The following is a 15,629-nucleotide window of genomic DNA, read 5'->3' as shown; positions in this document are numbered from 1 at the left end:
GCTGCCGTACGGGCGCGCCGAGCAGGCCTCGGCGAGCCCCGGGCCGGCCACCTCGCTGCGGGCGGACCTGGCGGCGGGGCTGGCGGCCGTCTGGCGCACCGCCGAACTGCGCGCGATCACCGCGGGCACCTGTCTGGCCTTCGGCGGTATCGGCGGCCTGACGACCACCACGGTGCTGCTCGCCGGCCACCGGGGCCATCCGGGAGCGGGCGGCGTCCTGATGACCGCGTTCGCCATCGGGGCGCTCCTCGGCTCGCTGGCCGTGGCCCGGTGGCAGCCGCCCCTCTCGGACCAGCGCCTGGCCACGCTCGCCCTGTGCGGCACCGGCCTCGCGCTGGCCACCGCCGCGCTCGTACCGTCACCGACGGCCGGCGCGGCGCTGTTCGTCCTGGCGGGCCTGTGCGACGGCCCGCTGCTGACCGCGACCCTCCGCATCCGGGCCAGGTACGCCCCGCCACGTACCCGGGCGCAGGTCTTCACCCTGGGGGCCGGGCTGAAGATCACGGCTGCGGCCTGCGGAGCCACCCTCGTCGGTACGGCCGCCGCGCTGCCGCCGCCCCTGTTGATGCTCGGGATCGCCGCCGTCCAGCTTGCCGCCGCGCTCCTGTACACGCTGATCCGCCTCGGGGCACGCCCCGGCGGCGACGCCCCGCACCCGCCGGCCCGGGTGCCGCAGGCACCCCACCGGGCCCTCCCCTGAGCGCTCCCCGGCCGGCCGCCGGTGCCACGACCCCGGGCACGCCGAAGGGGACCGGCACTCGGCCGGTCCCCTTCAAAGCCCACGAGCTGCCTCAGCGCGCGCCGCGGACCGCGCGGGAGGAGTTCTCCCGCGCGGATCCGCTCATGCTCAGCTGCAGCCGCTGGTCGACCCGCAGCCCTCGCACAGGTAGCAGCTGCCGGCCCGCTGCATCTTCGTCCCGCAGGAGAAGCACAGCGGTGCGTCGGCGTTGATGCCCAGCTGCATCTCGACGAGTTCGGCGTTGGTGTGCGCCTGCTTGGGAGCCGGCGCGGCGGCCTCCTCGACGATCTTCATCGCCGGGGCGGACTCCTTCACCGATTCCGTCTGGCGCGGCGCCGACTGGGCCAGGCCCTCGACGTCGACCTCGTCCTCGGACGGCTCGTAGGAGCCGGTCTCCAGGTGGCGCGTGCGCTCCTCGACGGAGTGGATGCCGAGCGCCGAGCGGGTCTCGAACGGCAGGAAGTCCAGCGCCAGGCGGCGGAAGATGTAGTCGACGATCGACTGCGCCATCCGCACGTCCGGGTCGTCCGTCATACCGGCCGGCTCGAAGCGCATGTTGGTGAACTTCGAGACGTAGGTCTCCAGCGGCACGCCGTACTGGAGGCCGACCGACACCGCGATGGAGAAGGCGTCCATCATGCCCGCGAGGGTCGAGCCCTGCTTGGACATCTTCAGGAAGACCTCACCGAGACCGTCGTCCGGGTAGGAGTTGGCGGTCATGTACCCCTCGGCACCGCCGACCGTGAAGGAGGTGGTGATCCCCGGGCGGCCCTTGGGGAGGCGCTTGCGCACCGGGCGGTACTCGACGACCTTCTTCTCCGCCGGAGCCTTGGCCTCGACCTTGGGCTCTTCCTTCTTCTTGGCGGAGAGGGGCTGGCCGACCTTGCAGTTGTCGCGGTAGATCGCGAGCGCCTTCAGGCCGAGCTTCCAGCCCTCGAAGTAGACCTCCTCGATCTCCTCGACGGTGGCCGTCTCCGGGACGTTGACCGTCTTGGAGATCGCACCGGAGAGGAAGGGCTGCGCGGCGGCCATCATGCGCACATGGCCCATGGCGGAGATCGACCGGACACCCATGGCGCAGTCGAAGACCTCGTAGTGCGCCGGCTTGAGGCCGGGGGCGTCGACGACATTGCCGTGGTCGGCGATGTGGGCGACGATCGCCTCGACCTGCTCGGGCTGGTAGCCGAGCCGCTTGAGCGCCTTGGGGACCGTGTTGTTCACGATCTGCATGGAGCCGCCGCCGACCAGCTTCTTGAACTTGACCAGGGCCAGGTCCGGCTCGACGCCCGTGGTGTCGCAGTCCATCATCAGGCCGATGGTGCCGGTCGGCGCCAGGACGGAGGCCTGGGCGTTACGGAAGCCGTTCTTCTCGCCGAGGCGCAGCACGTCCTGCCAGGCCTCGGTCGCCGCGGCCCACACCGGGGTGTCCAGGTCGTCCATGCGCACCGCGGAGCCGTTGGCGTCGGAGTGCTGCTTCATGACGCGCTTGTGGGCGTCGGCGTTACGGGCGTAGCCGTCGTACGGGCCGACGACCGCGGCCAGTTCGGCGGAGCGCCGGTAGGAGGTGCCGGTCATCAGGGAGGTGATGGCACCGGCCAGCGCGCGGCCGCCGTCGGAGTCGTAGGCGTGGCCGGTGGCCATCAGCAGGGCGCCGAGGTTGGCGTAGCCGATGCCCAGCTGGCGGTAGGCGCGGGTGGTCTCGCCGATCTTCTCGGTGGGGAAGTCGGCGAAGCAGATGGAGATGTCCATCGCGGTGATGACCAGCTCGACGACCTTGGCGAAGCGCTCGGCGTCGAAGGACTGGTTGCCCAGGTCGTCGTCGCGCAGGAACTTCAGGAGGTTGAGCGAGGCGAGGTTGCACGAGGAGTTGTCCAGGTGCATGTACTCGCTGCAGGGGTTGGACGCGGTGATCCGGCCCGACTCCGGCGAGGTGTGCCAGTGGTTGATGGTGTCGTCGTACTGGATGCCGGGGTCGGCGCACGCCCAGGCGGCCTCCGCCATCTTGCGGAACAGGCCCTTGGCGTCGACCTCCTCGATGACCTCACCGGTCATCCGGCCGCGCAGCCCGAACTTCGAGCCGGACTCGACGGCCTTCATGAACTCGTCGTTCACCCGGACCGAGTTGTTGGCGTTCTGGTACTGGACGGACGTGATGTCGTCGCCGCCCAGGTCCATGTCGAAGCCCGCGTCGCGCAGCGCGCGGATCTTCTCCTCCTCCTTCACCTTGGTCTCGATGAAGGCCTCGACGTCCGGGTGGTCGACGTCCAGGACGACCATCTTGGCCGCGCGGCGGGTGGCGCCGCCCGACTTGATCGTTCCGGCCGACGCATCGGCGCCGCGCATGAAGGAGACCGGGCCGGAGGCGTTGCCGCCGGAGGAGAGCAGCTCCTTGGAGGAGCGGATACGGGAGAGGTTCAGGCCGGCACCGGAGCCGCCCTTGAAGATCATCCCCTCTTCCTTGTACCAGTCCAGGATCGACTCCATGGAGTCGTCCACGGAGAGGATGAAGCAGGCGCTGACCTGCTGCGGCTGCTGGGTGCCGACGTTGAACCACACCGGCGAGTTGAAGCTGAAGACCTGGTGCAGCAGCGCGTAGGCCAGCTCGTGCTCGAAGATCTCGGCGTCCGCCGGGGAGGCGAAGTAACCGTTCTCCTCGCCGCTCTTCCGGTACGTCTTGACCACACGGTCGATGAGCTGCCTCAGGCTCGACTCCCGGGTCGGGGAGCCCACCGCGCCGCGGAAGTACTTGCTGGTGACGATGTTGACCGCGTTCACCGACCAGAAGTCGGGGAACTCGACGCCACGCTGCTCGAAGTTGACCGAGCCGTCGCGCCAGTTGGTCATGACGACGTCACGGCGCGCCCACTCCACCTCGTCGTACGGATGCACGCCGGGTGTGGTGTGGATGCGCTCGATACGCAGACCCTTGCTCGCCTTGCTGCCCTTGGCGCGGGAGCCTCGTGCCGGGCCGCTCGTCGTCTCTGTCATGCCGCCTCCCTGTATACGGGCAAACGCCCATATGTGCGCACTCATTCCGTGGCACGGTGAATGTCTTTCTGATACCGGGACGCCCTGCTCGCGCCCCGATACAGGTCCTGGATGCGCGCCGAGCTCAGTCGGCGGCGGTGGCGGGCACGGGGACGGCCGGACCGCCGGCCTCCCCGTCGATCCCGCAGTCCTGCCCGGGCGGTCCCTGCTCGCGCTGCTCCCGCAGCTCGGCGATGGCCGCCTCGAAGTCCTCAAGTGAATCGAACGCCCGGTAAACGGACGCGAAGCGCAGGTACGCGACGAGGTCGAGTTCCTGCAGCGGGCCCAGTATGGCGAGGCCGACGTCATGGGTGGACAGTTCGGCACTGCCGGTGGCACGCACCGCCTCCTCGACCCGCTGGCCGAGCTTGGCGAGGGCGTCCTCGGTGACCGGGCGCCCCTGGCATGCCTTGCGCACTCCCGCGATGACCTTGTTGCGGCTGAAGGGCTCGGTGACCCCACTCCGCTTGATCACCATCAGCGATGCCGTCTCGATGGTGGTGAAACGGCGGGAGCAGTCGGGGCACTGGCGGCGCCGGCGGATCGCCGTCCCGTCGTCCGTGGTGCGACTGTCGACGACCCGGCTGTCCGGGTGCCTGCAGAAGGGGCAGTGCATCGCTCCACCCTCCTCAACACTCGCTATACGGACGTACGTACGCCATCGATCCCGGCGTACGACGAATAACCCCCGGCCGGTCCGTACGGGCCCTCCGAAGCAGCCACCAGCATAGGCGATACCGGGGCCTTGAAGGACCAGGCACCACAACTTCTGGGCGACTGACCGCATCTAACCACTAGATGTGGTGTCGGGCCGCTTACATCTGCCTACCGCGTGTCGCGGTGGAGGCGGGCCGGGCGGTCGCCCACGAGGGTACGGGAAGCCACCCGGGCGGCGGTGCGGCGGGGCCGGGATGACAGAATCGGCCGGGTCGCGACGGTCCGGCCGGCGCGGCCTCCCTACGTCGTCGATACGTCGTCGATCCGGCTCACCGGCCGACCGGACGTCTCGGACGAAAGCGTGCGGCGAAGGCCCGGAATACCCTTCGGCCATACACCCAGCCACTTGATCGGGTCAGCAAATCGGTGAATATTTCACTCGAACGTGTGTTTGGCGCAACCTTTCGAAAGCAACTACCGTTGGCTAACTAGGGAGAACATTTCGAGAGGGGCCGACGTGACCACCACCGCAGACAGCGCGACCATCACCGCACAAAGCCACTCCCAGAGCCGGTTCGAGCATCCGCAGAAGGCACAGCGGCCACCGATGGACGACGCCACGTTGGACTCCGAAGAGCAGAAGCCCGCCCGCTCGCTGCCCGGCCGACCGCCGGGAATCCGAGCCGACAGTTCCGGACTCACCGACCGCCAGCGCAGGGTGATCGAAGTGATCCGGGATTCGGTACAGCGACGCGGCTATCCACCGTCGATGCGCGAGATCGGCCAGGCCGTCGGCCTGTCCAGCACCTCGTCCGTCGCCCACCAGCTCATGGCCCTCGAACGCAAGGGCTTCCTGCGGCGCGACCCGCACCGCCCCCGGGCGTACGAGGTCCGCGGCTCCGACCAGACCTCCACCGCGGCGACGGAGACCGCCGGCAAACCCGCCGCGTCCTACGTCCCGCTGGTCGGCCGGATCGCCGCCGGCGGCCCGATCCTCGCGGAGGAATCGGTCGAGGACGTCTTCCCGCTCCCCCGCCAGCTCGTCGGCGACGGCGAACTCTTCGTGCTGAAGGTCGTCGGCGACTCCATGATCGAAGCCGCGATCTGCGACGGCGACTGGGTCACGGTCCGCCGCCAGCCGGTCGCCGAGAACGGCGACATCGTCGCCGCCATGCTGGACGGCGAAGCCACCGTCAAGCGCTTCAAGCGCGAGGACGGCCATGTGTGGCTGCTGCCGCACAACTCCGCATACCAGCCGATCCCCGGCGACGAGGCGACCATCCTCGGCAAGGTGGTGGCGGTACTCCGCCGCGTCTGACCCACCCCTCACGACCGAGCCCCGGAACCACTGCGCCGGTTCCGGGGCTTGGTTATTGCCGCTAAACCGCGGCCGCTTTCGCGGAAGGGGTTGCTGTCCGGTGGGGGTTGCTCAATTGATGGTTGCGGTGCACGACCGGGATCTGCGGCGCCTCAGGATTCGGCCTTTGATGCCTTTGCTGCTGCATCGATGGCGGCGAGGGAGCGGCGGACCTGGTTGCGGTCGGTGGTGTACCAGAAGTCGGGCATCGACTTGCGGAGGAAGGAGCCGTAGCGGGCGCGCTCGACGCGGGGGTCGAGGACGGCGACCACGCCTCGGTCGCCGGTGGCCCGGACCAGACGGCCGGCGCCCTGGGCCATCAGCAGGGCCGCATGGGTCGCCGCGACCGCCATGAAGCCATTGCCGCCGGCCTCCTCCACCGCCTTCTGGCGGGCGCTCATCAGCGGGTCGTCCGGGCGCGGGAACGGCACCCGGTCCATCACCACCAGCTGGCAGTTCACGCCCGGCACATCGACGCCCTGCCAGAGCGACAGCGTGCCGAACAGACACGTACGGGCGTCCGAGGCGAAGGTCCGGATCAGCTCGCCGAGGGTCTCCTCGCCCTGGAGCAGGATCGGCACGTCCAGACGGCCCCGCAGCGCCTCGGCCGCCGCCTGGGCGGCGCGCATGGAGGAGAACAGGCCGAGGGTGCGGCCGCCGGCCGCCTCGATCAGCTCGGCGAGCTCATCGAGCATGTCGGTGCGGCTGCCCTCGCGGCCCGGCTGGGCCAGGTGCTTGGCGACGTAGAGGATCCCCTGCTTCGAATAGTCGAAGGGGGAGCCGACGTCCAGGCCCTTCCAGACCGGGATGTCCTCGCCTTCCGTCCCCTCGGGGGCCAGGCCCATGGAGGCCGCGACGCCGTTGAAGTCGCCGCCCAGCTTGAGGGTGGCGGAGGTGAGGACCACCGAGCGGTCGTCGAAGAGCTTCTCGCGAAGGAGCCCGGAGACCGAGAGCGGCGCCACCCGCAGGGACGCGCCGAAGCGGTCATGGCGCTCGTACCAGACCACGTCGTACTCGGAGCCGTTCGCGATGCGCTCGGCGACGGCGTGGACGGTCTCCAGCGAGGCGAGGGCCTGCTTTCGGACGGCGTCCTCGTCCTGGACCGACTTGTCGCGGGTCGAGCCGAGCGCGGAGATGACCGTACGGGCCGCGTCGCGCAGCGCCATCAGGCAGTAGCCGAGCTCCTCGGGGATCTCTTCGAGGCGGCCGGGCAGCGCCAGCTCCATGAGGCGCTCGAAGGTCTCGGACGCGGTCTGCAGCTGGTCGGCGGCCTTTTCGTTGACGAGCTTGGCGGCCCGGCGGACGGCGCGGTTGACCTGGCCGGGGGTGAGCTCGCCGGTGGCGACGCCGGTGACCCGGGAGACCAGCTCATGGGCCTCGTCGATGATCAGGACCTCGTGCTGCGGAAGGACCGGCGCGCCCTCGATCGCGTCGATGGCGAGCAGCGCGTGATTGGTGACGACGACATCGGCGAGCTTGGCGCGCTCCCTGGCGGCCTCGGCGAAGCACTCCGCCCCGTACGCGCACTTCGAGGCGCCCAGGCACTCCCGGGAGGAGACCGTGACCTGGCCCCAGGCGCGGTCGGAGACGCCCGGGGTGAGGTCGTCGCGGTCGCCGGTCTCCGTCTCGTCCGCCCACTCCCGCAGGCGCAGCAGGTCCTTGCCGAGCTTGCTGGTCGGGGTCGCCTGCTCGAAGACGTCGAAGAGGCCGTCCTCCTCGTCCTGCGGGACGCCTTCGTTGAGGCGATGCAGGCAGAGGTAATTGGAGCGGCCCTTGAGCATGGCGAACTCGGGGCGGCGGCGCAGCAGCGGATGCAGCGCGTCGACCGTGCGGGGCAGATCGCGCTCGACCAGCTGGCGCTGTAGCGCGAGGGTGGCCGTGGCGACGACGACCCTTTCGCCATGGGNGCAGATCGCGCTCGACCAGCTGGCGCTGTAGCGCGAGGGTGGCCGTGGCGACGACGACCCTTTCGCCATGGGCGAGCGCCGGGACCAGATAGCCGAGGGACTTTCCGGTGCCGGTGCCCGCCTGGACGAGCAGGTGGGAGGTGTCGTCCACGGCGCCGGCGACGGCCTCGGCCATCGCCACCTGGCCGGGGCGCTCGGTGCCGCCGACGGCGGTGACGGCGGCATGGAGCAGATCGGGGAGGGAGGGCTTCGTCATAGCGCTGCAAGCCTACGCGGGACCACTGACAGTCGGCCCGGTCATGGGGCGTGCAGGGGGTTGGGGACGGTGCCGTGCACGGCGGCGTGCGGGCGGTCACGCCGGTCGCGGTAGCCGTCCACATGCAGACGGTTGCGGTTCAGGCACAGCCGCTCGATCCGCGGGGTGAGCAGGTCGAAGGTCTCATGCCGCTCCTTGAGGGCGGGGAAGCGTTCGTGGTGGCGCAGGATCTCCGCCCGTACGAGTGACCAGAACTCGGCCTCGGGGACGTCCAGTTGGTCCGCGCACAGCGGGGCGAGATAGCGGAACACCCCGACGAAGAGGCCGGAGTGGATGAACTGGGTGAGGAAGGCGGGCGGTTCGGTGAGCAGCACCGTGCGGACGTCCTCCGGCATGGAGTCGTGCTCCGGGAGCGGCCGGGAGCTGGTGTTGACGTCGTCGACGAAGTCCTTGACCGCGAGGCGGGTGGGGACGTCGTGCTCGTCGAAGATGACGATGGCGTTCTCGCCGTGCGGGGAGAAGACCGTGCCGTACTGGTAAAGGAAGTGCAGCAGGGGCGGCAGCAGCGCGGCGAACAGCCGGCCGAGCCAGTCGCGCGGGGCCAGGCCGGAGCGGTGCACCAGCTCCGCGGTCAGGGCGCGGCCCCGGGGGTCGGTCTGCAGTAGCGCGGCCAGGGTGCGGGCGCGTTCGCCGGGGTCGAGATGGCCGCTGATCGGCTCGCGCCAGATGCAGCCCAGGAGCTCCTTGAACTGGTACGGGACGCCGGGGAGCCGGTCGTAGAGGGGGTGCTCGACGGTGACCGAGGCGGTCTCGCCGAGCAGGATCACCCGGGTCTCGTCGCGCAGATACGGGTCGGCGTCGCGCAGGCCGTGGACCCAGCGGGTGACGGCGGGCGCGGCGAGGGTGCGCTCGGTGGGCAGGCCGCGCCAGACCAGGGTGTTGAGGATGGACAGCGGCAGTTTGACCGTGCGGGCCCGGGGGCGGCTGACGTTGAGGAAGGTGCGGATCGACTGCTGCGGCAGGCGGAGGTCATTGTCGGTGGGCAGCGCGATGAGGGATCTGTCGGCGAGTTGCGGGGCGAAGAGCGGGGCGATGGTCTCGTCCCATTGCCAGGGGTGGACGGGCAGGTAGAGGTAGTCGGCGGGGTCGTGGCCCTGGTCGGTGATGGTGCGGGCGAAGGCGTGCCGGGTGGCGGGGGCGAGTTCCTCGCCGTAGAGACGGTCGGGGGTGGCGAGCGCGGGGACGCCGCGGTAGTGGGCGATGCTGTGGTGCGCGGCAAGCCAGGGCAGGCGCTGGGCGGTGCGGGCTTCCGGGGCCCAGGTGGCCGCGTCGGTGGCGGAGAAGCCGAGCCTGCCCTTGTTCGCGACGAGCCAGGGGTGGCCGGTCTGGTGGCCTTCGAGGTCGGCGTAGTCCAGGTCGGCGAGGTCGGCGGCGCTGACGGCGGTGGCGTCCAGGCGGGTGTCGGCGGCGAGGGTGGCGGTCAGCTCGCGGATGAGATGGCCGGTGGTGTCGCCGGACAGGCCCAGGACGGTGTCGTGGGCGTGGGTGAGGAAGCGGAAGGGATCGGTGTCGGGGGTGATCGAGTCGGGGTCGATGCGCCAGTGTCCGTAGGCGCCGCGGCGGGCGCGGAAGCGGTAGACCAGGTCGTCGGTGACCGGCAGGCGGTATTGCGGGGTGCCGTCGGGGGCGGTGCCGTCGGGCTCGGGGGTGAGGACTTCCTCGTACGCGAACTCCGCCAGGGTCTTGGCGAACAGTCGGCGGGCGGCGTGCTGCCAGGCGCGGCGCGAAGGCTGGGGCTCAGGAGACAAGGCGGGACTCCTCGAAGCGGGACCGGCCCGGCACGTACGGGGGACAACCGGGGCGGCGGGGTGGACGGCGGACCGGAGCGGGGCCGTCGCCGGACGGCCCCGGCGTCAGAGCAGAGGGCGATGGGCGCGGTCGCGGACCATCAACGCCGCGCGTTTGCCAGGCAGTTCGATCTCGTCGGCGTAGCGGAAGCCCGCGGTCAGGAAGGCCGCGACGGAGGCGGTGTTGCGCAGATCGGGCTCGGCGACCACGCGCGCGCAGTGCGGGCGGTGGTCGAGTACGAGATCGGCGGTGGCCCGCAGCAGGGTGCTGCCCAGGCCCCGGCCGCGGTCGCTGACGCCTCCGATGAGCAGATGGACGCCGGTGTCCTGGGGCCGGGCCGGGTAGTAGCGGGCGAGGGGGTCCAGGTCGGCGCGGTAGATCTCCCAGTAGCTCATCGGGACGCCGGCCAGGACGCCCAGGCAGGGCACGCTGCGGCCGTCACCGTCGAGCTGGCCCCGCAGATGGGCGGCGGTGATCTCCGGCGGGCCCGCCAGCTCCCAGAAGGCCGCGACGGCCGGATCGTTCATCCAGCCGGTGATCCGGTCGAGATCGCGGGCCGGCTCGACGGGGACGAGCTCGAACGGCCCGGCGGGGGTGTCGGCCGCTCCCCAGCCCGCCAGGTTGTCGAGCAGCGGGCCGGCGGCCGGGACGTCGGGGGACGCCGGCTGCCGCCCGCCGTCGGCGAACAACGCACTGAACTCCGGCGGTAGCTGGAGGTCGAGGGTGTCGTCGGAGCTGGAGCTGAGGCCGGAATCGGTGGATGGCACGGCAACTCTCTCCTGTGGGGGCGGGGGCCGCGTGGCCTTGTGGGTCGCGTCGGCGCCGGGGACGGGGGGCGGAAGGTGCGGTCCGGGGTGGTGGGCGGCTACGGGGCGAGGGGGTTGGGCAGGGTGACGTAGACGGACTGGGTTTCGACCGGGCCGACGAGTTCGTCCAGGCCGTGCAGCCGGGTCGCGAGGTTGGCCTTGCAGCGCAGCGTGCGGGCGGCCAGCAGCTGCTCGGGCAGCGGCGAGCGGTGGGCGCGCGGGGCCGCGGCGGCATCGGCGAGGAACCGCCGGAAGGCGGCGAGCAGGATCTCCTCGCGGACCAGGCGCTGGGCGCCGAAGGCCCCGATCAGGCCGAGGACGTTGTTGATGCCGAGGTAGTAGGCGAACCGTTCGTCGGTGACGTCGTCGGCGACGAAGGTGTCGCTGACCACGCCGATACCGGGCAGCCGGCGCTCCAGCTCGGCGCGGCGCGAGGTGCGGAAGTAGTAGCCCTGGTTGTCGCGGTAGCGGCCGCCGACCGGCCAGCCGTCGGGGTCCAGCAGCACCAGGGTGTTCTGCTGGTGGGCCTCCAGGACGATGCCGGCGGTGCCGTCCAGCCACAGCAAGGGCCGTACGACCGCTTCGAGGTAGCGCAGGAACCACTCGGTGGCCACCGCGCCCAGGGTGCGGCCGGTGCGGGTGCTGAGCGCGGCGACGAGATCTTCGAGGCGGGAGCGGACTCCGCAGTGGCCGGGCCAGGGCCGGGGGGAGGTGAGGCCGGCGATGCAGACGGCGTCGTCGGTGCGGCTGAAGGGGTTGTGCCGGATGACGACATCGAGGCCCTGGACGGGTTCGCCGTCGGGTCCGTCGACGGCGAGATAGGCCGGGTCGCGGACGATGTCGAAGCGGGGGTGGACGGCCTGCCACTCCTCGGCGAGACCGGTGCGCAGCAGCCGGTGCACCTCGACGCCGCGGACCAGTTCCTTGCGGAGGTTCTCCCGGCGGGAGTTGGTGATGCGCAGCCCGAGGGAGAGTTTGAGCATGGCGTCCGCGTCGGGGCGGTGGACCGTGCGGACGGAGGAGGTGGGGTGCCAGAGCGGGCCGTGGGGGCCCAGGTCGTGCAGCAGGCCGGCGTCGCGGAGGGCGGCGATGTCGGGGCGGCCTGCGAGTTCCCGGGCCTGCCAGGGGTGCAGCGGCAACGGCACGGTCTGGTCGGGGAGTTCGAGGCCGTCCCCGGCGAGGTCCCTGGCGAGCTGCTCGGCCGGTACGGGCTTGCCGCGTTCGGTCCAGGCGGAGTCGGCGGCGACGGCGGAGCGGTGCACGGCCATCCAGTGCAGCGGGAAGGCGCCGCGCAGTTCGGGCGAATAGGCGCGGGTCTCGGCGTCGGAGAGGCCCTCGCGGCTCTTGGGTGTGGGGTGCAGGGGGTGGCCGAAGAGCAGGGACTGTTCGGCTTCGAGGAAGAGCGCGCCGTGGTCGTCGGCGGGGCGGGCGCGCCGGTCGGCGAGGAATACGGCGACATGGCGTACGGAGTCGGCGACCCGGCCGACGAGTTCGGCGCCGTCGCCGTCCGGTGTCTGCTGCTGTGCGCCGTCCGTGTCCGTGCGCTCGCCGGCGTCCGCCACGCGGTGTTCGCCGCCGTCCGAGGCCCGTCGGTCGCCGCCGTGCGCGGCCTCCCGGCGCAGCAGCGCGGCGAGGGTGACGGCGTCCAGCGGGGCGGCGCCGGCCGGGGCGCCTTCGAGGGTGGGGGCGCCCAGGCGGTGCCACCCGGTGGGTGACCAGTAGCGGACGGGGATGTGCAGGGCGTTCGCGGTGGCCGTCAGGGGGATGCGGAGCCGGCCGCCGGGCGGGCGGGGGGTGCCGTTCTCGCGGAGCCAGCAGCGCAGGAGGTGCTCGATGCCTGCGGCGTCGGCGGCGACCGCCGGATCCGGGTGGTCGAGCGGGTCGTGGTCGCCGGTCCGGGTCCGGTCGTAGGGGGCGGGGGCGCCGTGGCCTGCGTCCTGCGCCGGGTCCTCGTGGGTCTGCTGGTGGCAGGTGTCGTCCGGGGCGCGGCGCTGCTGGCGCGGTAGGGACTCGATGGTGCCCGCGCCCTGGTGGTGGGCGGGGATGCGCTCGGCGGGCTGGGCGTTGTCGGGGCCGGGGCGTTCGGTCATGGGGAGGTGCCTCGCAGTGTCGTGGGGGACGAGCCCGTCGGCCCGGGGGTGGTGCGGACCGCCGCCGTGATGGCGTCGGCGAGGCGGTCGAGGATCGCGTCCGCCTGTTCGTCGGTGATGGTCAGGGGTGGCAGCAGCCGGACGACGGCGGAGTGCCGGCCGCCCAGTTCGACGATCAGGCCGCGGTCCAGACAGGCGTGCTGGACGGCGGCGGCGAGCTGTGGGTCGGCGGGGCGGGCGCCCGTGGCGTCGGCGTCGGCCGCCCGGTCGACGAGTTCGACGCCGAGCATCAGTCCGCGGCCGCGGACGTCGCCGATGCAGTCGTGGGCGGCGGCGAGGGCGCGGAGCCGGGTGAGCATCCGGGCGCCGAGCTCCCCGGCGCGCTCGGCGAGTCCGTTCGCGCGGACGTAGGCAAGGGTGGCCCTGCCCGCGGCCATGGCGAGCTGGTTGCCGCGGAAGGTGCCGGCGTGTGCGCCGGGCTGCCAGGAGTCCAGTTCCTCCCGGTAGACGATCACCGCGAGCGGCAGGCTGCCGCCGATCGCCTTCGACAGGACGAGCACGTCGGGCACGATGCCGCTGTGTTCGACCGCCCAGAAGGTGCCGGTGCGGCCGACGCCGGTCTGCACCTCGTCCACGATCAGCGGGATCTGCCGGGCGGTGGTGATCTCCCGCATCCGGCGCAGCCAGCGGTCCGGTGCGGGGATCACCCCGCCCTCCCCCTGGACGGGTTCCAGGATCATCGCGGCCGGCCTGGGCACCCCGCTCCTGTCGTCGTCGAGCAGGCTCTCGGTCCAGCGTGCGGAGAGTTCGGCGCCGCGCTCGCCGCCGGTGCCGAAGGGGCAGCGGTAGTCGTAGGGGTAGGGCAGCTTGACCACGCCGGTGTGCTGCGCTCCTCCGGAGGCGGCGAGCGCCTGTGAGGTCATCCCGTGGTACGCGCCGGAGAAGGCCATCAGGCCGTCCCGGCCGGTCGCGGTGCGGACGAGTGTGAAGGCGGCCTCGACGGCGTCCGTGCCGGCCGGGCTACAGAACTGGATGCGTGCCTTTTCGGCCAACTCCCCGGGCAGGGTGGCGAAGAGCTCGGTGGTGAAGGCGTCCTTGACGGGCGTGGCCAGGTCGAGGATGTGCAGCGGTGCGCCGGAGTCGAGGACCGTACGGATCGCTTCGAGCACCACCGGGTGGTTGTGGCCGAGCGCCAGGGTGCCGGCGCCGGAGAGGCAGTCGAGATAGCGGCGGCCGTCGGCGCCCTCGATGGTCAGCCCACGGGCGCGCACCGGGACGATGGGCAGCGAGCGCGCGTAGGTTCGGGCAGCGGACTCACGCAGGGACTGCCGGCGCAGGATCCCCTCGTGGGCCGGCGGCGCGGCCGCCGGCACGGTTTCGGTCAACGCCACGGCAGTTGTGTCCTCCTGCTGGTGAGCTGCTGAATACCGCGCGGGCCCTACGGGCGGCCCGGCCGTCCCCCGTACGTACCAACGACGGTGCCGACGCCGGATCACGGCTGATGGCAAGATCCTTGTCGGCGCGGAACCGGGGACCCGAGTACCGCCGTCCCCCTCGACACCGGCATCATGGGGTGCCGCGCCGGGATCTTGGGGTTCATGACAAGCTCCCCACGGCGCGACTCCGTTCAAGCCACATGGCTCAGTTCGAAATTCATCAGGGGGACCCACCCATGCGATCCATACGTCGGCCAGTCCTGGCCGCCGCCGCCCTCACCGCCGTTGTGGCGCTGACCGCAACCGGCTGCGGCCCGGAGGGCGACAACGCGGACGCCAAGCCGAGCCAGTCCGCGGCACAGGACACGGGCGGGGGTGAAATCAAGATCCCCCAGGACATCCAGGACAAGCTCAAGGAACACGGCATCGACCTGGACAAGTGGAAGAACGGCGAGTGGAAGAACTGGGACAAGGACAAGTGGCTCCGGGAGGCCGGGGAGTTCATCAACCCGATCATCAAGAACTTCTGGAACCCGGACAAGATCGACAAGGTCAAGCCGCCCCAGGACCCCAGCAAGCCCGAGGACATCTCGGAGGACCAGGGCAAGACCGACCCTGAGCCGGCCGCCGTCGCCGCTCAGCCCGTCAAGACCCCGTACACCTCCACCGCCCCCGGCGTGGGCCTGCTGCTGTTCAGCACCCCCGAGGGCGAGTCGCGTTGCTCGGCCACCGTCGTCAAGGACCCGGCGCACCCCGGTAAGTCCAACCTCGTGTGGACCGCTGCGCACTGTGTGCACGCCGGCAAGAACGGCGGCTGGTACCGCAACATGATGTTCGTGCCGAACTTCAACAAGAACGGTGTCGCCGCCGACAAGTTGAAGGCCGCGCCCTTCGAGGACCGCGTCCCGTCGGGCAAGTGGTGGGCGGACGACATGGCGACGTCCAACGAGTGGATCAAGGGCGGCGGCGCCGTTCCGGGCGTGCCGATGGCCCCGTACGACTTCGCGCTGATGCATGTGAAGCCGGAGCAGAGCACCGGCGGCAAGTCGCTGGAAGAGATTGCCGGCGCCGCCTACACGGTCGACTTCAACGCCCCGGCGATGGCCAAGATCCCGAGCCTGACCGCGCAGGGCTACCCGGCCGAGCCGCCGTTCGACGGTGCGGCCCAGCAGCAGTGCACCGACAAGCCGACCCGTCTGTCGATGGACGCCAAGCCGACCATGTACCGGATCGGCTGCACCATGACCGGTGGCTCCTCCGGTGGCCCCTGGTTCATCAAGGGCGCCGACGGCAAGCCGGTGCTGGTCTCCAACATGTCGATGGGGCCGCGTCCGGCCCGTTGGTCGGCCGGTCCGCACCTGGGCCCCGAGGCCAAGAGCATGTTCGACACCATGAGCAAGAAGTGGGCGACCAAGCAGTAGTCGGCTGAGGCGGGTGGTGCCGGTGACGGCGCCGCCCGCCCCGCCCATGGGTACGACGAAGGCCCGCCTCCGGGAGACCGGAGGC

The 15,629-nt window shown here is 71.4% G+C and carries 10 protein-coding genes and 1 pseudogene; 3 read left to right on the top strand and 8 right to left on the bottom strand.

What is annotated here, in order from left to right; all coding sequences use genetic code 11:
* Positions 1-700 (top strand): MFS transporter (locus tag DY245_RS05850; protein ID WP_128504248.1); only part of this gene is annotated, 700 nt, incomplete at its 5' end.
* 147 nt (positions 701-847) lie between these two features.
* On the opposite strand, the gene DY245_RS05845 is transcribed toward DY245_RS05850, so the two are convergent.
* Both DY245_RS05845 and nrdR read right to left on the bottom strand, forming a co-directional pair.
* Positions 848-3,727, bottom strand: a complete 2,880-nt coding sequence (locus DY245_RS05845; protein ID WP_128504246.1) for a vitamin B12-dependent ribonucleotide reductase — start codon at positions 3,725-3,727, stop codon at positions 848-850.
* Between the two features lie 124 nt (positions 3,728-3,851).
* Entirely contained in the window at positions 3,852-4,382 is a 531-nt protein-coding gene (nrdR, locus tag DY245_RS05840) for a transcriptional regulator NrdR (RefSeq protein ID WP_128504244.1), read from the bottom strand.
* A gap of 558 nt (positions 4,383-4,940) precedes the next feature.
* Between nrdR and lexA the strand changes: the two genes are divergently transcribed.
* On the top strand, positions 4,941-5,741 hold the full coding sequence (gene lexA / locus DY245_RS05835) for a transcriptional repressor LexA (RefSeq protein ID WP_128504242.1): 801 nt from the start codon (positions 4,941-4,943) through the stop codon (positions 5,739-5,741).
* A 152-nt stretch (positions 5,742-5,893) separates the two neighbouring features.
* On the opposite strand, the pseudogene DY245_RS05830 reads toward lexA, so the two are convergent.
* From DY245_RS05830 to DY245_RS05810, 6 genes and pseudogenes are all read right to left on the bottom strand, one after another.
* Positions 5,894-7,686: pseudogene (locus tag DY245_RS05830) on the bottom strand (ATP-dependent DNA helicase); the annotation flags it as partial.
* A 1-nt stretch (position 7,687) separates the two neighbouring features.
* Positions 7,688-7,943 (bottom strand): DEAD/DEAH box helicase (locus DY245_RS45840; RefSeq protein WP_425329348.1); only part of this gene is annotated, 256 nt, incomplete at its 3' end.
* Between the two features lie 41 nt (positions 7,944-7,984).
* On the bottom strand, positions 7,985-9,751 hold the full coding sequence (locus DY245_RS05825; protein ID WP_128504240.1) for an IucA/IucC family protein: 1,767 nt from the start codon (positions 9,749-9,751) through the stop codon (positions 7,985-7,987).
* A 105-nt stretch (positions 9,752-9,856) separates the two neighbouring features.
* The gene (locus DY245_RS05820) at positions 9,857-10,558 is read right to left on the bottom strand and encodes a GNAT family N-acetyltransferase (RefSeq protein ID WP_128504238.1); all 702 of its coding nucleotides are present in this window, start codon (positions 10,556-10,558) and stop codon (positions 9,857-9,859) included.
* Positions 10,559-10,656: 98 nt separating this feature from the next.
* Positions 10,657-12,687 (bottom strand): IucA/IucC family protein, encoded by a 2,031-nt coding sequence (locus DY245_RS05815; RefSeq protein WP_128504236.1) that lies wholly within the window; start codon positions 12,685-12,687, stop codon positions 10,657-10,659.
* Entirely contained in the window at positions 12,684-14,078 is a 1,395-nt protein-coding gene (locus DY245_RS05810) for a diaminobutyrate--2-oxoglutarate transaminase family protein (protein WP_128504234.1), read from the bottom strand. Before DY245_RS05810 ends, DY245_RS05815 begins: the two co-directional genes overlap by 4 nt.
* A gap of 281 nt (positions 14,079-14,359) precedes the next feature.
* On the opposite strand from DY245_RS05810, the gene DY245_RS05805 reads away from it, so the two are divergent.
* Complete coding sequence (locus tag DY245_RS05805) at positions 14,360-15,544, top strand: trypsin-like serine peptidase (protein WP_128504232.1); 1,185 nt, start codon at positions 14,360-14,362, stop codon at positions 15,542-15,544.
* The last annotated feature ends 85 nt before the right edge of the window (positions 15,545-15,629 follow it).

Source organism: Streptomyces inhibens (assembly GCF_003389455.1).
In the GTDB taxonomy this organism is placed as follows: domain Bacteria; phylum Actinomycetota; class Actinomycetes; order Streptomycetales; family Streptomycetaceae; genus Streptomyces; species Streptomyces inhibens.
Note: the sequence above shows the minus strand (reverse complement) of the source record. Positions and strands in the feature narration are given on the sequence as shown.

Coding starts and splice junctions, on each gene's coding strand:
- DY245_RS05845 (WP_128504246.1), bottom strand. CDS start 3,727: ATGACAGAGACGACGAGCGGCCCGGCACGAGGCTCCCGCGCCAAGGGC.
- nrdR (WP_128504244.1), bottom strand. CDS start 4,382: ATGCACTGCCCCTTCTGCAGGCACCCGGACAGCCGGGTCGTCGACAGT.
- DY245_RS05815 (WP_128504236.1), bottom strand. CDS start 12,687: ATGACCGAACGCCCCGGCCCCGACAACGCCCAGCCCGCCGAGCGCATC.
- DY245_RS05805 (WP_128504232.1), top strand. CDS start 14,360: ATGCGATCCATACGTCGGCCAGTCCTGGCCGCCGCCGCCCTCACCGCC.